Raw genomic sequence first — 20,342 nt, 5'->3', positions numbered from 1 at the left:
TAGGAGTTTTTACCATGAAATTGCAAGGCGTAATTCTAGATGTTGATGGTACGTTGGTTCTGAGCAATGATGCCCACGCCCAAGCTTGGGTTGAGGGATTTGCCGCGTATGGTTATGACGTACCATTTGAGAAAGTTCGACCCCTTATTGGTATGGGTGGCGATAAAGTCATACCGCAAATGGTGGCAGAACTTAATGACGAAGAAGGTGATGGGAAAGCCATTTCTCAGAAGCGAAAAGAACTGATTATCGAAAAATTTTCACCGAATTTATCTCCAACACAGGGCGCAAGAGAACTGCTGTTAAAGATGCAGCAGGAAGGGTTGCAGTTAATTATCGCTACCTCGGCTACAAGTGAAGAACTTTCCCATTTATTAAAAGCTGCAAAAGTTGATGACTTGCTTGATCAGGCGACAACATCCAGCGATGCAGAAGCTTCTAAACCAGCACCAGATATTGTGGAAGCAGCATTGAAGAAAATCCAGATGGAACCAACTCAGATGGTGATGATTGCGGATACGCCCTACGATATTGAATCCGCAAATAAAGCTGGTGTGGATGTAATTGCGTTGCGCTGTGGTGGCTTTGCTGATGAGCAATTCAAGAATGCGATCGCTATCTACGATCACCCAGCCGATTTGTTGGCAAATTATGACACTTCTCCCTTAAGCCAAACTACTTAAAGTCTATTTTCTTCTCAAAGGTTCCCATGAAAAAAGGCAGTAACGCGATCGCGCTACTGCCTTTTTTTTACCTACACCGCCTCATCAAAACCAACGTCTCAAATAGCGACAAAGCTTTACCATCGGGTGTTTTCTTGGTCAGCCGGATCGCCATAGGGATCTTCGCTGGCGGGGCGAACATCACCAAACTGCCCGTAGGGATCTTGATCCGCTGGATCGCCATAAGGATCTTGGCTGGCTGGGATAACATTGCCAAACTGTCCATAGGGATCTTGATCCGCCGGATCGCCATAAGGATCTTGGCTGGCTGGGATAACATTGCCAAACTGTCCGTAGGGATCTTGATCCGCCGGATCGCCATAAGGATCTTGGCTGGCTGGGATAAAATTGCCGAACTGATCCTGATAACCATCCTGATATGCCGGATCGCCGTAGGGATCTTCGCTAGCTGGACGTACCCGTTGATCGTAGTTTTCTACGTTTTGCTCATCGTTAGAGTCAGTAAAGACCTCGGTCAGCTTTCGGAAAAATCCATCTACCATGATCTATCTCCTTTCTCAAGTTGTGGAACGGGTGTGTAGAGGATATAAACCTATTCCACAACGCCGTTATGTTTCTGAATGTTTCTCGTTACCTTGCCTTTCGGACATTAGGCGCGATGCGATCGCACTTTCCAATCCCAATGTATTAGGGTTACTGTGCTGGGGCTGGAATTGCTGGGGCCGGGCCTGCACCTGCCAGATCCCGGAGATCCCGGCCTGTGGCGCTGCCGTTATAGCCTTGGAAGTCACGGTACTGTCGCGCCTCCGCCTCCGGAACTTGAATCCCTTCAGGTGGCGGTGTTACCCAGTGAACGCGCTTTTGGGCATCACGGTAGTAAACGCGCCCGTTCTTGGAAAGGTAATATTGCCCCTCGGGCCCTTGCTGTTGCTTGTTCTTATGCTTGTTGTAGAGATAGTAGAGTGCGGCTGCTCCCGCCAAAATCGCTACTTTCTGGCCCGTTGACAATCCTTTCTTCGCTTGAGGTTGGTTTGCAGGAGGAGGATTGTTAACAGTGCCAACACGGGTATCGTCAATAGGTGGAGGTGGGGCAGAACTCTGCGATTGTCCGCAGGCTCCTATAAACGGAACCATGAGTAGCACTGAAAGCAGCAGCGCCATTGAGCGGGAAAATCTTTTACGCTGTCGGTCAATTTTATTCATTGAATTTCCTGTCCTCCCTCTGTTACAGGACGTTTTTTCCTAAAAGTGTTTTACGAACCTGCGCTGTTGTCAAAGCACTTTGCTATTTAATTAATTTGTACAAGCGCCTTGGAAACAATGGTTTTGTAAATGATGTAGAACACCACAATTACAGCCTTATTGTTTTCATTTAATAATGAGCAAATTTCTAAATAATTCCCTACAGCTTCAGATAGAAGTTTTATCAATTACTTCATTCCAGAGGAATACTCACAAAGATGAGTAATAAATTATGGGAATATTTAATAGGTAGCCATACAAATAAAAGCCTAAGCTTATCTTCGAGGTGAAAGCTGAGTTTAAAAGATGCGATCGCTATCTATAAAACAATACAGCCCAATTAAGAATAGTTACAAGTTTTAGATTTTTAACTTCTTTGTGAACCGTACTGATTTATAGCAGTCCTAAATGATTCTTGAAGGCAAAATCCCCGACTTCTAGGAAGTCGGGGATCTCAAGGGTTGGCTCACAGCTCTGCCGAGGATTGTTACATCAGGAGCCAGCCGATCTATTGGCTCATTACCCCAAGCCTGTAGTTCGTTTCTAAGGCGACAGGCGCTCAATTACCCAGCTACCATCATCGCAAAGCTGGTAAAACAAGCGATCGTGCAGGCGACTCGGACGACCCTGCCAAAATTCAATCCCTGTCGGGATCACTCGGTAGCCTCCCCAGTGCTGCGGTCTGGGAATCTCCTGGTTTTCAAATTTCACTTTCAATTCTTCTAACCGTTGCTCAAGCACCTCGCGGCTGTCAATGACTTGACTTTGGTACGAAGCCCAAGCACCCATCTGACTTAAGAGCGGACGGCTGTGAAAATAGGTATCTGACTCTTCGTCTGAAACCTTCTCCACCCGCCCTTCAATTCGCACCTGGCGTTCCAGTTCCGCCCACCAAAAAACCAAAGATGCCCACGGATTTTCCTGAAGTTGCTGTGCTTTGTGACTCTCGTAATTACTGTAAAAGACGAAGCCTCGTTCGTCGAAGTCCTTGAGTAACACCATTCTGGCGCTTGGGTTGCCAACAGCCGTAGCCGTGGCAAGAGTCATCGCATTGGGTTCAGGAAGTTGGGCTTCTCGTGCCTGGTCAAACCACTTGCGAAATTGTTTGAAGGGATTGGGGTCAGCATCAGCTCGCTCAAGCCCGGATCTTTTGTAATCTTTACGCAGATCCGCTACACTTATATCCATTTTGGTTTCTCAATTAACTTCATTTCCTAATAGGTATTTTCTCGCAGCCCTTGACTCCAATTTTTTAGCTTTTAAAAAAAATACCAATTTGCCGATAAGTCTATAGACTATAGACTGTCGATACCTCAGAGTCTAATATCTAGGCAGCTCTGGTGATAAAAGTGCCTCAGTGTGCAAATGCTACAGGTTTTTCACGATGCGCCGTTCAGCCAATCTTCAACGCCTCCTAATTTTGGGTCTGAGCGGCCCAATCATCGCCCTAAATATCTGGGTTCTGTCTCAGATATTTCGCTATTTCGAGCATTTATTCGCGGTGCTAACCATCGCGGCGATTTTAGCGTTTTTACTCAACTATGCAGTCCGGATTTTCGAGCGGTTTAGGCTCAGTCGCGCTCAAGCCGTCATAGTCGTTTTGCTTTTGACTTTAACATTTTTGGCTGTCGTGGGCGTAACGCTGGTGCCAATTTTGGTTGATCAAAGCGTCCAACTGTTAAAAAATATACCAGATTGGTTACAGGAAAGTAATCAGAATCTAGATTATTTGGACACATGGGCAAAAAATCGGCGTTTGCCACTGGATCTCAAAGGATTTAGCCATCGCGTCAGCGTTCGCGTTGAAAATCAAGTGCAAGCATTGGCTGGTCAGGCCTTTGGAGTTGCCTTGGGAACGGTGTCGGGATTAGTAGATGTAGTGTTCGTGGTGGTTCTGGCATTTTATATGCTGCTTTATGGCGATCGCTTATGGTTCGGTCTGATTAATCTATTACCATCTCAAATCGGGCTACCCTTAAGCGAATCTCTGCGGCTGAATTTTCAGAACTATTTTCTTACCCAACTGATTTTAGGGTTGTTCATGGTGGCAACACTGACCCCAATTTTTTTGGTTTTGAAGATACCATATGCCCTATTGTTTGCCTTGCTAATCGGTGTTGCCGAATTGATTCCTTTTATCGGTGCTACCTTGGGAATTGGTTTAGTAACAATTCTGGTCATGCTGCAAGATTTTTGGTTAGCCATTCGCGTATTGAGTGCAGCTATCTTCATGCAGCAGATAAAAGATAATTTCTTGGCTCCTAAATTAATGGGCGATTTTACCGGACTTAATCCAATTTGGATTTTCATTGCTTTATTGATGGGAGGTCAAATAGCTGGACTATTAGGTGTAATTTTATCAGTACCTCTTGCTGGAACTATTAAAGACACTATTGATACTATTCGCAGATTGCGTCAGCCCCCAGTGGTCACTACCGAGGCATACCGTGAACCCCAAGATACTTAAATGATGGGAAGTGTATAAAAAATAATCCAAGTCTAGCAATCTTAATCTATTTATAAAACTCTCTTTCTTCTCTTCCTGTGTGTCTGGGAGTTGTTCTAAAAAAGGTATATGGCAATCCTATTTGAGTTGTGAGATGCCAACCCTGCGCCCTTCAGCTCCCCGACTTCTTAAAGAAGTCGGGGAGCTCGCCTTCACGAATCATTTAGGACTTCCACAAAACGTCGCGTTTCGTTACCGCATCCACGCTCCTCAACCGAAACTTGGAAACTTCATATTTTCAAGCTCCAAAAGCACGTAAAACTCGAAAAATATTTGAAAAATCATCTGTCCACACAGGTACTTGTTTTGTTTGCGGAATCGGTTGCCAGCGCGAATCATTAATCAGGTTGCCAAAATCTCTTTCATTACGGGCAAATAACACCCAATGAGAAGGCGATTTACCGATTTCTCGCTCATATTCAGAAATATTCACTTCCCTCTGCCTCAGAGTGGATAATCCTAAATCTTGCGCTAAAGCACCTAAAACAGGCTCTAAATTCAAAAATCTGTTAGAAATATTAATAACAATTAAACCGTCTTGTGTTAACTTGCTCAAGTAAAGCTGAATAGCTTCCCGCGTTATTAAGTGAATTGGGACTGAATCAGAGCTAAAAGCATCCATGAAAATTAAATTATAGGTATTATCTGAAGCTTCCGAAAATCGTGAACGAGCATCGCCTAAAACAACAGATAATGGAGCTTTTGAATCTTGCAAAAATGTGAAATAACGAGTGTCGCGAGCCAGCTTTTCAACAGTCGGATCTATTTCGTAGAATGTCCATTGTTGCTCTGGTTCTGAATAAGCAGCAAGTGTCCCTACGCCTAATCCCAAAACGGCAACGCGAGAGGGATGTTTATTAGTATTAAAAGACTTAAATAATTGTCCAATTGGCCCGGTGGGATGAAAATAAGTTAAGGGTTCGTGGCGGCGTTCGGGAGTTAAACTTTGTTTACCGTGCAAAATCGTGCCATGCAGCAGACTATGATAGTCTCCGCGTCTATCATTTAAGACGCGGTAAACACCAAAAAAGCTGCGTTCTGTGTCGAGTATACCACCCAGACTTCCTATAGAAAATTGACTAATAAAGAAAATTAAAAATAAGCCGATTATAAGGCGAATAGGGTGTAAATTAAAGGAGTAAAATATAATAATAAGTAGGCTAAATGCCAGAAAATTTCCTATCAAATTGCTAGTTAAATGATTTCCCGAAAAACCGACGAGTAAAGTGCCAATTAAAAGACCGAGGCTAATCGGGAAGGTGAAGCGCCTCTGTAAGCTGGATAAAGAATCGTCTGCGTCTTTTGGAGTTTGCCATAGTAGCAAACTGAGGATCATAATTAGAGGGTACTCTAAGACAGATTGAAACAGCAACGGGGCTGCGATCGCGTTGAACAATCCGCCAAGTACGCCCCCGACAGAAATCCATAAATAAAAATTAGTTAAATACTTCGTACTAGGGCGACTTCTAGCTAATTCTCCATGAAAAACACAAGCAGCCACAAAAAATCCCAGCAAATGCAAGGGAAATAAAACCCAAATCGGCTGCATTACTTGAATCAAAAATAAAATAGTTAGTATAGCTAAAAATACAGGCAAAATTGCCCCAAAAAGATTGTGCGGTAGTCTCGGTTTTCGGGCGAAAGTCAAAATAAAGGTCAACAGATATATTGCTAAGGGAATAGCCCACAAAAGCGGAATTGCGGCAATGTCTGTTGTTAGATAGGTGGTGACTCCTAAAAGTAAGCTGGAAGGCAGAAAAGAAAGTAATACCCACTGAGTTTTTTGTTGAATAGTAGGAGGGAGGAAAGAGTTAGGATTTATGAATTTTGAGTTTTCAGCTAAATTATTTAACTCTTCCTCTTCACTGTTATCTTTATCTGCTCCCCACCCCCTCCAGGCGGGGAAAGATAAGGGTATTTTATTGGTGGTGGGTTGGGGGGATGTCCTGTTACCTTCTTCAGGCGATCGCCACAAGAATACTGCACAAACCAGCGTCGATAAAGCCAGTAATCCGTAAGCGATCGCCCATAACCAACTCTGCTGTGTTAAAGAAAAATTTGGCTCAATTAATATAGGGTAACTCAGAACTCCTAACATACTGCCAAGGTTACTGGCAGTATATAGAAAATAAGGATCGGAACTGGCTGGATGTCCTGTATCAGCAAACCATTTTTGCACTAGAGGTGCAGAAGTAGCAACAACAAAAAATGGTAATCCGACAGATAAAAGCAGCAAAGCTAATAACCAAGAAATAGGATTAGCCTCTTGAGGAGGAACCCAACTCTTAGCCACAGAAATCGGTAAAAATCCGAGTGGAAGTAACAGTAAAATACTATGAATGATGGCTTGGCGACGAACGCTAAACCAACTTGTTGTTAAATGGGAGTATCCATAACCAAGCAATAAAGCGGCTTGAAAAAAAAATAAACAAGTGTTCCATACTGAGGGTGCGCCGCCTAATAAAGGTAGAATCATTTTTGCTACCATCAACTGCACCCAGAAAAGTAGAAAAGCACTAATAAAAAGGGTAAAATAAAAAAGAAATATCATGTCTCCAAACGAAATATTGAAAAGTGTTTCAGACGCGATTAAGTACGTTTATAGAATAAAAGTCCGCGACCCAAGGAAATAACTCTGTCCTATCGCTTGTCTTCAATGTAAATAATTTTGAGATACTTTGCATCTGCATCTTGTTTCTTTTTTCCAATGAGTCCTATGATAAAATCACTAGGTTCGTCCTCTTCAAATTCATCGGGACTCACATAGCTAAGCATATCAGGGTGATCCCCTGTAACAACCCAGCCTGGACAATTTAGGAGGTTGATAACTATAAAATCTCCACTACAACTGCCATAATAAACTGGCCCCCACTCTGACATAATCGCTTTTGCCTGAGTTGCTAGATCCTGTTGGGGTTCCGTGAGAATCAGACAAGTTCCATTTTCAAACAGAACCCAGGTTTTTTGTTCGCATTGAATAATAGTTTGCCACGTATTGATCAGAGACGCTATGTTTTTTGGCTCGCTCATGGTATGCACTCTCTTGCCATAAAATTGTCAGCATCTCTTCATTTGAGTGCGATCGCGTCCTCGCTACTCCCTATTCCCGACATCCCACATAACCCAAGAACGCAGTTCTCGCGTGTCTAGTTGAGGAGTTACGCGAGTACCACCGCTTCTTTCATCAATGTAACGCAACTTATCCTAGCAAACGATAAAAGCAAATATCTGGTTTGGCTACCAATCCGTTCATTACATCAGTTTCCTCAATATAGGCTGATGCCAAATGTGCCTCTAGCAAAGCATCGTTTTTCCAATTTTCAACAAAGGTAAAATCGGTCACATCGTTACGATTTTGTAACACTTCGTAACTGATGCAACCATTTTCTTTTCGCGTCGGTTCAATTTACTCCATAAGCGCCAATTTCACTTCTTCATTGTGTTGGGAAGTGCGACAAAAGGAGGCAATACGCGAACGGTTGTTTTAGATGCTAACTTTTTTATTCTCCTGTTTAAAGAAAGCTTTTTCAAGTTTTCCACAAACTCAGAATTCGCGGCTTAGAAAAGGCAATGATTTTGGATTACTTAAGCGCAGAAGTCTGGCGGTTATCGCGTCTCTAGTGGATAACTAAGTATTGCACCTTAAAGTGCATTTCTAGCCAAAAGTCTACAAATCTATTAATTATTTTATAAATTGTAAAGCGGGTTCTGGTTTCATATCAAAACCTTCCAGAAATCCTCGTCGGGCGTGCGATCGCATATTATTATCGCACAATTCCATCAAACAAACCAATTCATCCCCTTTATAATATTCCGGATTGCGCTGTAAGAAGTAATTTATATCCGGTTTACTGGCAAATCCGTCTTTAATCTCAGCCCAGGTTTCTCGCAAATGTCCCTGCGACGTAGGGAATCGAATTAATCCTGTTTGGGGATTGTAGTAGTTGCCGAATTTTCTCTTAGCTAGGTAATCCATCAACGCCTGATACTTTTCTGGCGTAGGATATCGCCAAGTCGGATAAAAAGTTTTGGCAAATACTGGCAGGTAGCGATAAGTACGATAGCCCTTGACTATTAGAAACCAGTATAAAGGTTGTTCTGGGGCTTCGGCTTTAATCTGCCCAGCCAGACGACACCATGCCAAAGATAGGGTTTGCTCTCCCCAATACTCATGATTAATAATTGTATCCCCAGAAAAAATAGCTTGGTGTGGTTCCTCAAATTCAAATTTAAGAACAGCTAGTGTAGAAAAACCTTGTATTTTTTCAGTGTCGTCTTTCAGGAGAATTACATAATCTTTTTGAGTTAAATCTTTGTAAAACATATCCTGATTTGTACTATCATAATACTGATAATACAAATCGTACATAGAATTAATTAAGTTTTCTGGGAGTTGATTTAGGCGGAAAACTTCAGGTTTTAGCCGATTCATAAATTTATTTTTGAGTTAATAACAACTACTTAATAAGTAGACCGCTTTTAATAGCCCAAGTTCCTAGCAAAATCTCACAAGGAGCAAATTAAGCGATCGCGTATATGCGATAATCTGCCTGTAGCTACATGAAAATGCTGCCAGATAAGAGGTAAGCACGACAGCAGCATTGCTTTAACAATACAAAGATTTCATCTGAGTGCAACACCAATGTCACAAGTACGTCATATCAGGTGTTTACAGTGAGAAGAGTAGAGAGGTGAAGGTTCTCTTCTCTACAGGTGAATCTAGATAGCGTCTTTACGCGGACGCCGTTGATTAACAAGCGTACTAAGTTTTAACTTCCTTGTGACAGGTGTTTCAAATGCAAAGCAGACAGCAAGATAGAGATAAAAATTCCGGGCGATTTGACGCTTCAGCTTCCAAACCCTGGCAAAAGACAGCAACCTATCTGTCGCTGGTGCTATTGGGAGCAGGTGTCACTTTTTCAGGCAACTATCTAGTAACTAAGGGCGTGGGAACCGAACCCCTACAAGCATCTCCCCTTCCAGAGAGTCTCATAGCTCAGGCATTACCAGGAAATACAGATACAAACTTTGTTACAGATGTTGTTGAAAGGGTGGGACCAGCGGTAGTGCGGATTAATTCTTCCCGTACAGTAAGCAGACAGATTCCCGATGCCTTCAACGATCCTACCTTCCGGCGATTCTTTGGCGGGCAATTACCCACTGGCCCCCAAGAGAGAGTAGAACGGGGTACTGGCTCTGGATTTATTATCAACACTGATGGTCAAATTCTCACCAATGCCCATGTGGTAGATGGTGCTGACACTGTAAACGTTATCCTCAAGGATGGGCGCACCTTTAAAGGTAAGGTGATGGGAACTGACCCAGTAACAGATGTGGCTGTGGTTAAGATTGAGGCTGATAATTTGCCGACAGTGCGTTTAGGTAATTCCGAGCAGTTGCGACCTGGGGAATGGGCGATCGCTATCGGTAATCCCCTTGGTCTTGATAATACCGTTACTACGGGCATCATTAGCGCCACCGGACGTTCTAGCTCTCAAGTTGGCGTTCCCGATAAGCGAGTAAACTTCATTCAAACTGATGCGGCGATTAATCCGGGTAACTCTGGCGGGCCATTGCTCAACGCCAGAGGTGAGGTAGTTGGGATAAATACAGCCATTATCCGGGGCGCTCAAGGACTTGGTTTCTCAATTCCCATCAACACCGCTCAACGCATTGCTAACCAGCTGGTGACTACAGGTAGGGTAGAACATCCTTATTTAGGCGTTCAGATGACGACGCTTACCCCTGACGTGAGACAGCAAATCAATGAAGATGCCAATAGTGGCTTGAGCGTAGATGCAGATCGAGGTGTCCTCGTTCTTAGAGTTATGCGAAATTCCCCAGCTGCTAGGGCGGGGTTACGCCCTGGAGATGTGATTCAAAAAATCAATGGGCAAGCGATCGCAGACTCGGAAACCGTACAACAGCAAGTAGAAAAGACTCAAGTAGGCAGCAATTTACAGCTAGAGTTACGTCGGAATGGGCAGAATCTCAACGTACCCATCCAAACCGCTGCGCTTCCGGTTGAGCGTTAGTAGGCTGTAGCGTTCCATAAGATAAGTAAGACAGATTACAAGGGATGGGTTAAGAAACCCGTCCTTTTTTTTTGCTTGGTGGCTAAACCCAACTTACAATTATTCTTGAGCGAACGGCACGGCACTCTGAATGACTTTTAAGAATCAAACGAAATTGAATTAATTACACGTCAGAGGTAAAGTGATGAAAGTAGTTATTTTTGAAGTCGAAGATTGGGAAAAAGAGGCGTTCAATGATTTGAGTAAGGAACATGAACTTAAGTTCGTGGACGAGCAACTAAAAAGCGCAAATGCTGGACAATATGCAGATGCCGATGTTGTTTCCACCTTCATCGATTCCCAACTTAATGCGGGAGTTCTCCAGCAGTTATCCCAGATCAAATTAATTGCCACCCGTTCAACTGGTTTTGACCACATCGACTCAGAATATTGTCAAACTCAGAACGTGACAATCTGCAACGTTCCCAATTATGGGGAAAATACTATTGCTGAACACGTTTTTGGATTATTGCTGGCAATCAGCCACAATATTATTGAGGCAGTCCATAACACCCGTCAAGGTTATTTTTCCTTCAAAGGGCTACAAGGTTTTGACCTACGCGGTAAAACTTTGGGTGTAGTTGGTACGGGAATCATTGGGCAATATGTAATTCAGATTGCCAAGGGATTTCAGATGGAAGTTGTTGCCTTTGATGTGCATCCAAATCAGGAGTTAGCCGCTAGATTGAAATTTGAATATGCTGATTTAGAAACGGTATTGGCAACTTCTGATATTATCACGCTGCATGTTCCAGCTAACAAGAATACCCATCACCTAATTGCCGCTGAGCAATTTGCTAAAATGAAAGATGGGGCAATTTTAATTAATACAGCCCGTGGAAGTGTAGTAGATATTCAAGCTTTGCTGCACGCACTTATAGAAGGTAAGTTGGCTGCTGCGGGTTTGGATGTATTGCCACAAGAACTTGTTTTGCGGAAAGATTCTGAATTGCTACAGGCTGTTGACCGGAAGCAAGACGACTTGCAAACGTTGTTAGCAGACTTGATTTTAATGCGTCTGCCTAATGTAATTGTCACGCCTCATAGTGCTTTCAATACCCGCGAAGCGAGAGAAAGAATTATCAAGACAACCGTGGAAAACATTTTGGCGTTTACTCAAAATAAACCTCAAAATGTTGTTAACAATAAGTAAGACGGCAGAAATTTCACCTTACCCTTAGCCCCTTTCCGCAGGCGGAGAGGGGAGATGGAGAAAATTTCAGTTTCTTTTATTTTTGGAAGTTGACATGAAGTGATGAATGCGATCGCATTCCGGCAGAATCTACCGCCCTTGCCGTAAAACTTTGATTTTTTGGTAGCTAATATTACTTGAACTTTTGAAAGATTTGCTCTGAATTGGCTGATTCAAGTATTCTGGTTGAGGTATCTCAGTAGCCATCCTCTTAGCTTTATCTTTAATGGACTTGAGTACCAGACGAACTACCCATGAAGAAAGGTGAGGGTTTTCATCGATTTCTGCGATCAGAGCATCTAAATCGTTAACAATAGCCACCATTGGGAAGTTCATATCTTTTTGCATTAGTTTGACGCCCTATTATTCAAAGTGTGTTGACACAAAAGACCGTTTATGCTGGTTTGATACCGAGTTTTCGTTCTGGATTTACATTAAAAAACTCTTGAGAATCTTTGGGATGCTTCTGTGTCACTTTTAGAGGTTGAGACAGAGGCGATCGCGTCTTTACAAGGCTGACTTTTTACGGCTGAACCCGCTAAACCCTTACTGGTCAGGTCTTATAGCCTCAAAAACTCAAAAGCGATCGCTTTAGCCAATCTAGACAGCATCACTTCTAAAGGCAGACAGTTCTCTAACTGTCACAACTGCTGGCGAAGTTAAAAAAAGCAATTTCCCGACACTATAGGGTTTTTCAGATGGGTGGAAGGGACATGGCATTGCCATGTCCCTACAGATGTATCACACCAAACTCTTGAATTGCTATATTTGCTTACCGAAAGCCCTACACTTTATTCATCAGCTCCGTGCGGAGGGAGCAATCTTTGCTTTTGGACAGATAGATCGTGAGAGATTCAGAAGAAGCAAAAACCTGGTATGACAAAGACTTGCAGCAAAGAAAAACCTGGTACAGCGAGGTAGCAGAGTCCTACAACAAAGCAAGACCGCGCTATCCTAAAGAACTAATTGGTCGTGTTGTAGAGTTAGCTCAACTTGATAAAGACGCGATCGCTCTTGAGATCGGATGCGGCCCTGGGACTGCAACTGTAGAATTTGCCAAATTGGGCTTCTCAATGGTATGCCTGGAACCAAGCCAGGAGGCTTGCCAACTAGCGCGACACAACTGTGCAACCTATCCGGCTGTAGAGATTAGAAATACCACCTTTGAAGAGTGGGAGCTAGAGCCTGAGATATTTAATGCCGTTCTTGCAGCAAATTCGTTTCACTGGGTTTCATCAGAAATTAGGTGTCCAAAAGCTGCTGCTGCGCTACAAGACAACGGTTCTCTGATTTTGCTGTGGAACAAAGAACCCCAACCCCCGTATGAAGTTTACCAAGCTTTGAATGAAGTCTATCAGGCTCAGGCTCCGGAGCTTGGACGTTATGAAGACAGGGAAACTCAGGGAGAAATCCTCAGAGAGCTGGGACACAATTTCATTGACTTAGGTCGATTTAAGAACGTAGTGTACGAACAGATGGCGTGTGAAATCACTTATAGTATTGATGATTATTTGATGCTTTTAAGTACGTTATCGCCATACATTGCGCTTTTACCGCATAAGAGGGATTCTTTGTTTAAAGGTTTGAGGGAAACGCTAGAAAGGCACACAGGAAGTATTCAGGCATCCTATATTTCTGCTTTTCACATTGCCCAAAAAGTATAGACGCTATTAAAAGACAACGCCTGGAGGTGACAAACTAGCGGGGTGATCAACCCCGTCAGCTTTTTAACAAAATTGCGATCGCTTACTTTGAGTAGTTGTCAGTTTTGAGTGCAAACCGTTCCAATCTTCTTGCTCAATTTGGGAAATAATTTCGTCGAGACAGTGACGATATTGTTGGAGACTTTGCAACAACTCAAGGCGATTGTACCGCGCCATCATCAAGCCTAACTCTGGATTTCCGCCGCCAACGCGACTGGTATCCCGAAAACCAGAACTAGCCAACTGTTGCGCTAATTCCAACACAACCGGATCGGTTTCGCTTATACAGGCATCAATTAAAGTAGCACTCACCATCACTGGCAAATGAGAAATCCGAGCCACAGCTTTATCGTGGTTCTCTGGAGAACAATGATAAATTTCAGCTTCCAGACTTCGCACAATTTCCTCAACCGTTTTTACAGCAGCTGGTGGTGTCGTCGCCACTGGTGTAAGCACATAAGCCTTACCAACAAACAAATTTTGCACTGCTGCTTCTAAACCACTTTCCGCAGTACCAGCCATCGGGTGTCCCCCGACAAAATTAGCCCAAAGTGGTGTAATTGCCTCAACCACCGACTTTTTCACCGAACCAACATCAGTGATGATGGCATCACCAGACAAATGGGGAATTAGCTGCTGTACAGTGGATGCGATCGCGCTAATGGGCGTACAAACAAAAACTACATCTGCTGCTGCCAATAGCGCCATATCCACAGTCGCATCATCCACAACGCCACGCGCGATCGCATCCCGACAAACCTTGTCTCGACGACTCACTCCCAAAACCTGATAGCCAGCCGCTCGTAAATCCAAGCCCAGCGATCCGCCAATCAGTCCCAGCCCTACAATACCAATATTCATCGCCCTTCCCGCCGCTATTATGACGCGGCATAATGGATTTCTTTATTCATCGTTCATCATCCTGAGGATACTCACACCAAACTTCTAACTAAGATTTACAGATAGACACGCTAGATTAAGGCTTGTACAACTTTGTACAACTTTGGATAAATGCTAGAACAAGCCAGAATAATAGAAGCAAAGCGAGGGTTCATCTGCTGCACACCCATCCAGCTACTCAAAATGGAAAATAACCCGCAAGGCTTGGCTTTAGCACACTACTCCTAACCATAAAATGAGAATGCTGGCGAGGTGGCTCCAATGAATGTCGATGAATTGATAGTAAAATATGCAGCCGGGGTCAGAAACTTTGTGGCGGCTAACTTGACCGAGGCTAACTTGAGTGGCATCAACCTCAGTGGTGTTAACTTGAGTAACGCCATCCTCAGTGTTGCCAACCTCAGTGGTGCCAATCTGAGTGGTGCCAACCTGAGTCACGCGAAACTCAATGTCGCCAGACTCAGTGGTGCCAATCTCAGCAAAGCCATCTTAAACCAGGCAAACTTTAACGTAGCTAACCTGATTCGGGCAGACATGGGGGGAGCCGAACTGGTTCAGGCGGCACTAATTCGCGCCGAACTAATTCGCGCCGAACTCAGTGGATGCAATCTCAGATCGGCTAACCTCAGCGGTGCCGATTTGAGAGAAGCAACCCTCAGACAAGCCAACCTCTCTCGCGCCAGTTTGAATGAAGCCAATCTCCGGGGAGCCTTCCTGACTGGTGCTAACTTGGAACAGGCTAACTTGAATGGAACCGACTTAAGCCGAACCGATTTGAGCGGGGCAAATCTCCGAGAAGCTGAACTCAGACAAGCTAATCTTTCTCGCGCCAACTTGAGCGGCGCAGACATGAGCGGAGCGAATTTGCGCTGGGCGGACTTAAGCGGCGCGAATTTGCGCTGGGCGGACTTAAGCGGCGCTAAATTAAGTGGAGCCAACTTAATCGGGGCAGACTTAAGCAACGCTAATTTACTTAATGCCAGCTTAGTTCATGCGGATCTCACTCAAGCTAGATTGATTAAAGCTGATTGGATCGGAGCCGACTTGACAGGTGCTATCTTGACAGGAGCAAAACTTTATGCAGTGTCGCGCTTCGGGCTAAAAACAGAAGGAATGACTTGCGAGTGGGTTGATTTGAGTCCAGATGGCGATCGCACTGAAATTTTCCGCCTCACCACCGAAGAATCAAAAAAGTTCTTTAATGAAACCCTCCCCACCGTTCGGATTATCGTTGATGCACCATTAGATATGGAGGCAAATTTAGCTTTAGCCACCACTTATCATCACATCGCTAAGCACTATCCCGGTATCGGCAATCCCCCAAGTTTGGAGGTAAGCTCAAGAAAAACCATTCTCACCTTCCGAATGGACAGCAACGATCAATTATTTCCCCTCGCTTACGTTGCGATTCTTCCCTTTTACGATGCAGCAGCTACTCACAAAAATATCATCGCCCTATTGCACATCCTCCAATCCCAAAATATAGACACCCTTGGCCTTAAAGATAATTATCGAATCAAGCAATTAACCGCAGCCCTCAGTAAAACCATTAACCAGGTTAGCGCTATAGATATTTTCCAAGTACCAGGACTCAAAGACAAAGTAAACTTCTTTCACGCTCCTACCCAAACCGTTTTAAACAACTCTACCGATCAGACTTTAAACGTTTATCATCACCCGGTTTTTGGCAAACGGTTTATGAATTTGTCTAACTTAGGCAGCCCTCCAAAAAATCCCTCCATAGAAATACAAAACTCCACTTTGCCTCCTGTAGGTACGGTAATTGAATTTATCAAAGAATTTAATTATTTGGAAAAATCTCAGCAGAGCTAATATAAGTAGATTGGCTAGTTGCTAAAGGCGGCAATTAGTAATCCTTCAATTAGCAATTAAAAATCCTTCAATTAGCATCTAACTAAAGTGATAGAGGTAGAAGTTCATTCCTCACTACGTGCATTCCTACGCGAGCAGGGAAACCGAGCTTGGCCGCATCATCTAACAATGGCGAGGCTGGTAGCGCGGGCTTTGCGATTGGGGCGTTCTGCCCTGATACAAACTGGATCACCCCAGAGTATGGGAAGTTACCGTCTGAGTTACCTCAGCCCTGCTTTGTTGTGGCAGGGCCCAGTAATTGTGGTAGCTCCAGAATTGGTGCAACAGCGCTTGATAGAAGTGCAAATTCCCCAGCTACAACAATGGATGAAAACGGATAAGGCGATAATTACAGATTACGCTTTGCCTGAGAACTTCCAAGGGTTGCTGCTGACATCTCCGGAAATTTGGTTAAGCGATCGCTTAAAAAATTTGGGAAGCATACCAACTGGCATCCCTACTATCTTTGATGGTGCTGATGAGTTGGAAGAATTGGCACGGGAGCAGTTAACAGTTTGCTTGCAACCCAAAGACTGGGACGATTTGATGCGGGCTTTTCCTCACCAGACAGAGCCGATTCTGGATGCGCGAGTACAACTGACAAAAGAACTCTTCCAGCATCCAGTAAATCCCTATGAATGCTATCTGATTTCTCGATCAGAACAAGGAATTTTGCAGCATCTCTACGAGTCATTAACAATGCCTCCTAGTAACGGTTCAGTAGACCGAAATGCGGATTTTATCACTTCAGTGCTAGGCGCGATCGCTACTGACAACGGACAGCAGACAGCGGAAGACAAACTACCCCCCGCATGGCAGAATTTCTGGGAGCGATCGCGCTCCTCAAACCAACTCATGTGGGCGGAAATGAAGAGAGCCAAAGGGCAGTTTTCTCTGTATTGTGGCCCGGTTGAAGTCGCAACCGCCTTAGAAAAAATTTGGCATCAAGATCCGGTAGTGTTAATTGGTGCAGCGCTGGATTTGGAGACGGAAGCTAAAGTCTATCGTCAGCGCGTAGGACTAAAAGATTTAACTTGCATAAAATTTTCTCCAGACAGGCAAAATGAATTAATTCATCTGTACCTCCCCGATCGCCTCCCTTTTCCAAATACGCCCCAATTTCAGGGGTTTTTGATTCAAGAAGTCCGGAGGTTAATCGAAGAAATTGATAAATTGCCCGTAAATAATACGGACATCCACAAACTAGCTGTGATTTTAGTCGAGGATACACCACTCAGGGCGCAGGTAGCAGCTGCTCTGGCTGGTGAGTTTGGCTCCCGCGTACAAGTAGAAAAAACTCGCGTGTCAAACAATGGCATTTTAGTAACAGGCTGGGAATTCTGGCGACATCATCAGGAGACGTTACCTGCTCCCCAGTTGCTAGTAATTGCGACTTTGCCAATACCTTCTCTAGAAAATCCTTTAGTAGCTGGCCGGGTAATTTATTATAAACAGCAGCGTCAAGACTGGTTTCGTCTGTATCTGTTGCCGGTGGCGTTGAGTGAATTACAGCGAGCGATCGCGCCTGTGCGAGAATCTCAAGGCGTTGTTGCTCTACTCGATAGCCGCGTAAATCACCGCAGCTATGGTTCTCAGGTACTGGAAGCGCTTAGTCCTCTAGCACGAATCAACTATTTGGACACCAACTGGTTTACAGGCGATCGCTAGGGGCTGGGAATTGCGAATTGGAAAGAATCTTTTACCTAATCCCCAGCTTCTAATCCCTAATCCCTAGCCCCTCCTCCCCGATTTCGTAATTTCTATAAACAATTCCGGCAACAGGCCTAACCCCAGCGTTATTATTAACAAGTCTCTAAAACTATCAATTATGGGTGATTCCAAGCGTCGTAAAGAAGCACTCGGAGAGAATTACGGTCAACAGGCTTACATTCTTCCCTGGCTACCGATTACTAAAACTCAAGCACAACAGTTCGTCAAATGGAGCAACCGGGGGGCCTGGATTGGCATAAGCTTCCTGATAGGTACCTGGGTAACTATCCGCTTCATCGGCCCTTCCTTTGGTTGGTGGCAAGTCAACTAGAGTCTAGTAACAGTTTACTTGGGTGAAGTTTCTAGCGGTGAAGCATTTGCCAGACTTGCCTTAATGCTTCCCTGACAAAAACTCAGCTTATATAAGCTGAGTTTATGATTGTGCTCTGTAATTCTTATTCGGCGCGAACCTCGCTAAAAGGTTTGTCCTTTTGAAACATCGCACCACTTCAGCCCCAAGTCATCCTTTAGGTAGAACTAAGCTTTCTCTATGTTGTTTAGGATGCTCTTGAGTGAAGCTTATTGTTACCGAGCCAGAGACAGATACAATTTTAATCGTCACTCAGGGTGTTTACAATGCTCTTGAGTGAAGCTCATTGTTACTGTTGATACTTTGCATTCCTAGATACTTAAGTTAACTTGGTGCAAAGCTGGTATTATTCAGTTTCTTCATAGTCTCAATTCTCTTAACCTAACATAGCGCATAGGTTGAGGGTAAAAATCTTAAGAAAGTATAAAACGTTTACACTTAGGTGTGGTGGTTGGAGGACAACCGTGTTTCTACGACTTGCAGAGCAACACCGTCAATTTGTACATGATCTAGTGATGAACCTCCAAGCTATGGCAATTGTGCTAGAGCAACGGGGATATTTGGCTTCTTGCTATACCTGCGGAGGTCAAATGAATAGCGCATCATTTATGGTCAGTCTGGGGGAGAATCATCTGATTCGCTTTTTGGTGTCAGATTACGGCATCACCTGGACAGAAATGCGGGATGACCGCGAACTGATGAAGCTAGAGGGCGCTGAAGCCATTTCTCAGCTGCAAGACTTAGCCAATCTAGTCAAATATAAAATCAAGCCCTCTGAGTATCGTCCCGTTGTGCCGCAGCGGAGATAAACTCGTTGCCAAGGTTTCGCTACTATCTTTAGACAGATTGGCTCTTGGGACTGCTAATCTGAAAAAGGGGAAACCTATGTCCTATCCGCAGGCGAGGGACGGCTGCTACTGTTTATGACTGCTGTCAATTTTGAATGGCAACACCAGTTTATTGAGACGAACGACATTCACTTACACTACGTGACCCAAGGACAGGGGGAGCTGGTGATACTGCTGCACGGATTTCCAGAGTTTTGGTATTCCTGGCGGCATCAAATACCAGCACTAGCCCGTCATTTTAAAGTAGTGGTTCCCGATTTGCGGGGATACAACGATTCGGATAAGCCGCTTAGCGGTTATGACCTGGATACCCTGAGTGCTGATATTCGGGGATTGATTGAAAATTTAGGCTATGTCCGGGCGCATATTGTAGGTCACGACTGGGGTGGATTAATCGCGTGGAATCTTGCCCAGAAGTTCCCCCAAGTTCTGAATAGACTGGCAATTTTGAATGCGCCGCACCCTTACAGGTTTTGGCAGGAACTTGCTGGAAACTTAGATCAACTGCGTCGCAGCTGGTATGTGCTGGCGTTTCAAATTCCTGGTTTACCAGAGTGGCTGATTCGACAAAATTTAAAAGATTTTGTGAACAACGTGTTTCGGGAACAAGCGGTTCGCAAAGGAGCGTTTACCGCAGAAGATACCCAGCGGTATCAAGAGGCATTGGCAAAACCTGGGGTGCTGGCGGCGGCGATGAACTATTATCGCTCCTCCCTGTCGCCGCAGAGTTGGTTGCACCATTGGGGGCGATCGCCCGAACCGATCACCGTACCCACCTTGATGCTGTGGAGCGAAGAAGATGCCTTTTTTGGCCACAAACTCACCGAAGGCATGGAACGCTTGATAAATGCGCCTTTCAAGCTCAAATTCGTTAGTCACTGCGGTCACTGGATGCAGCAGGAAGTTCCCCAAACTGTCAACCGAGAACTATTAAACTTTTTGCGCCCCCCTATTCTAAAAGGATAAGGTAGGAATCGAAGAATCTAGATTCCCACCTCATCTGTGAGCCTTTCAAAACCAAAGCTTGCGGTTGTGATGAGAAACACAAAGCACCATGACAGTTGACAACACCAACCGCCCAAATTTAGTGCATCCTGAAGGTGTAGGGGGTGTATCTATTCCGTAAGACAGAGACAAATGCTTTATTCTCAGATGCGCTGTATTGTTGGCCTAGTGCCAAGTTAAAAGCGATCACGTCTTTTGTAAAGTTAGAGTCTCGCAGCTCAATTATTCCATGATTCA

The 20,342-nt window shown here is 44.3% G+C and carries 19 protein-coding genes; 10 read left to right on the top strand and 9 right to left on the bottom strand.

Annotated features, from left to right (window positions below):
* Nucleotides 1–14 precede the first annotated feature (14 nt).
* Nucleotides 15–683 carry an HAD family hydrolase gene (locus tag H6F66_RS15385; RefSeq protein WP_190422810.1) on the top strand — a complete coding sequence of 223 codons (669 nt, stop codon included), beginning with the start codon at nt 15–17 and terminating at the stop codon, nt 681–683.
* A gap of 116 nt (nt 684–799) precedes the next feature.
* Here H6F66_RS15385 and H6F66_RS15380 read toward each other — a convergent pair whose 3' ends face one another.
* From H6F66_RS15380 to pdxH, 3 genes are all read right to left on the bottom strand, one after another.
* The gene (locus tag H6F66_RS15380; RefSeq protein WP_190422808.1) at nt 800–1,225 is read right to left on the bottom strand and encodes a translation initiation factor; all 426 of its coding nucleotides are present in this window, start codon (nt 1,223–1,225) and stop codon (nt 800–802) included.
* Between the two features lie 151 nt (nt 1,226–1,376).
* Entirely contained in the window at nt 1,377–1,886 is a 510-nt protein-coding gene (locus tag H6F66_RS15375) for a hypothetical protein (RefSeq protein ID WP_190422806.1), read from the bottom strand.
* A gap of 582 nt (nt 1,887–2,468) precedes the next feature.
* Nucleotides 2,469–3,113, bottom strand: coding sequence for a pyridoxamine 5'-phosphate oxidase (gene pdxH, locus H6F66_RS15370; RefSeq protein ID WP_190422804.1), 645 nt, complete (start codon nt 3,111–3,113; stop codon nt 2,469–2,471).
* Nucleotides 3,114–3,309: 196 nt separating this feature from the next.
* Here pdxH and H6F66_RS15365 point away from each other — a divergent pair, with 196 nt between their 5' ends.
* Nucleotides 3,310–4,392 carry an AI-2E family transporter gene (locus H6F66_RS15365; RefSeq protein WP_190422802.1) on the top strand — a complete coding sequence of 361 codons (1,083 nt, stop codon included), beginning with the start codon at nt 3,310–3,312 and terminating at the stop codon, nt 4,390–4,392.
* A gap of 277 nt (nt 4,393–4,669) precedes the next feature.
* Here the strand turns inward: H6F66_RS15365 and H6F66_RS15360 are convergent, their stop codons facing one another.
* From H6F66_RS15360 to H6F66_RS15345, 4 genes are all read right to left on the bottom strand, one after another.
* A complete protein-coding gene (locus tag H6F66_RS15360; RefSeq protein ID WP_199294978.1) occupies nt 4,670–6,919 on the bottom strand; it encodes a fused MFS/spermidine synthase in 2,250 nt (749 codons plus the stop codon).
* Nucleotides 6,920–7,071: 152 nt separating this feature from the next.
* Nucleotides 7,072–7,461, bottom strand: a complete 390-nt coding sequence (locus H6F66_RS15355; protein ID WP_190422798.1) for a hypothetical protein — start codon at nt 7,459–7,461, stop codon at nt 7,072–7,074.
* A 169-nt stretch (nt 7,462–7,630) separates the two neighbouring features.
* Nucleotides 7,631–7,774 (bottom strand): hypothetical protein, encoded by a 144-nt coding sequence (locus tag H6F66_RS15350; RefSeq protein WP_347269392.1) that lies wholly within the window; start codon nt 7,772–7,774, stop codon nt 7,631–7,633.
* A 339-nt stretch (nt 7,775–8,113) separates the two neighbouring features.
* Nucleotides 8,114–8,863 (bottom strand): hypothetical protein, encoded by a 750-nt coding sequence (locus tag H6F66_RS15345; protein ID WP_190422797.1) that lies wholly within the window; start codon nt 8,861–8,863, stop codon nt 8,114–8,116.
* A 364-nt stretch (nt 8,864–9,227) separates the two neighbouring features.
* Here H6F66_RS15345 and H6F66_RS15340 point away from each other — a divergent pair, with 364 nt between their 5' ends.
* Both H6F66_RS15340 and H6F66_RS15335 read left to right on the top strand, forming a co-directional pair.
* Complete coding sequence (locus H6F66_RS15340; RefSeq protein ID WP_190422795.1) at nt 9,228–10,466, top strand: HhoA/HhoB/HtrA family serine endopeptidase; 1,239 nt, start codon at nt 9,228–9,230, stop codon at nt 10,464–10,466.
* 184 nt (nt 10,467–10,650) lie between these two features.
* A complete protein-coding gene (locus H6F66_RS15335; RefSeq protein WP_190422793.1) occupies nt 10,651–11,658 on the top strand; it encodes a hydroxyacid dehydrogenase in 1,008 nt (335 codons plus the stop codon).
* A gap of 129 nt (nt 11,659–11,787) precedes the next feature.
* On the opposite strand, the gene H6F66_RS15330 is transcribed toward H6F66_RS15335, so the two are convergent.
* Nucleotides 11,788–12,045: a hypothetical protein gene (locus H6F66_RS15330; protein WP_190422791.1), complete on the bottom strand. Its 258-nt coding sequence runs from the start codon at nt 12,043–12,045 to the stop codon at nt 11,788–11,790.
* A gap of 497 nt (nt 12,046–12,542) precedes the next feature.
* Between H6F66_RS15330 and H6F66_RS15325 the strand changes: the two genes are divergently transcribed.
* Nucleotides 12,543–13,361, top strand: coding sequence for a methyltransferase domain-containing protein (locus H6F66_RS15325; protein WP_190422789.1), 819 nt, complete (start codon nt 12,543–12,545; stop codon nt 13,359–13,361).
* 63 nt (nt 13,362–13,424) lie between these two features.
* Here H6F66_RS15325 and H6F66_RS15320 read toward each other — a convergent pair whose 3' ends face one another.
* On the bottom strand, nt 13,425–14,261 hold the full coding sequence (locus H6F66_RS15320; RefSeq protein WP_190422787.1) for a prephenate/arogenate dehydrogenase: 837 nt from the start codon (nt 14,259–14,261) through the stop codon (nt 13,425–13,427).
* Nucleotides 14,262–14,561: 300 nt separating this feature from the next.
* Here H6F66_RS15320 and H6F66_RS15315 point away from each other — a divergent pair, with 300 nt between their 5' ends.
* From H6F66_RS15315 to H6F66_RS15295, 5 genes are all read left to right on the top strand, one after another.
* On the top strand, nt 14,562–16,133 hold the full coding sequence (locus H6F66_RS15315) for a pentapeptide repeat-containing protein (RefSeq protein ID WP_190422785.1): 1,572 nt from the start codon (nt 14,562–14,564) through the stop codon (nt 16,131–16,133).
* A gap of 87 nt (nt 16,134–16,220) precedes the next feature.
* Complete coding sequence (locus tag H6F66_RS15310) at nt 16,221–17,840, top strand: ATP-dependent DNA helicase (RefSeq protein ID WP_190422783.1); 1,620 nt, start codon at nt 16,221–16,223, stop codon at nt 17,838–17,840.
* A 160-nt stretch (nt 17,841–18,000) separates the two neighbouring features.
* On the top strand, nt 18,001–18,213 hold the full coding sequence (locus H6F66_RS15305; RefSeq protein ID WP_190422781.1) for a DUF2839 domain-containing protein: 213 nt from the start codon (nt 18,001–18,003) through the stop codon (nt 18,211–18,213).
* A 503-nt stretch (nt 18,214–18,716) separates the two neighbouring features.
* Nucleotides 18,717–19,061 carry a DUF1815 family protein gene (locus tag H6F66_RS15300; RefSeq protein WP_190422779.1) on the top strand — a complete coding sequence of 115 codons (345 nt, stop codon included), beginning with the start codon at nt 18,717–18,719 and terminating at the stop codon, nt 19,059–19,061.
* Between the two features lie 114 nt (nt 19,062–19,175).
* Nucleotides 19,176–20,066: an alpha/beta hydrolase gene (locus tag H6F66_RS15295; RefSeq protein WP_190422777.1), complete on the top strand. Its 891-nt coding sequence runs from the start codon at nt 19,176–19,178 to the stop codon at nt 20,064–20,066.
* Nucleotides 20,067–20,342 lie beyond the last annotated feature (276 nt).

It is taken from the genome of Trichocoleus sp. FACHB-6 (genome assembly GCF_014695815.1).
GTDB lineage: Bacteria > Cyanobacteriota > Cyanobacteriia > Cyanobacteriales > FACHB-T130 > Funiculus > Funiculus sociatus.
This window is presented reverse-complemented; position numbering and strand designations above follow the sequence as displayed.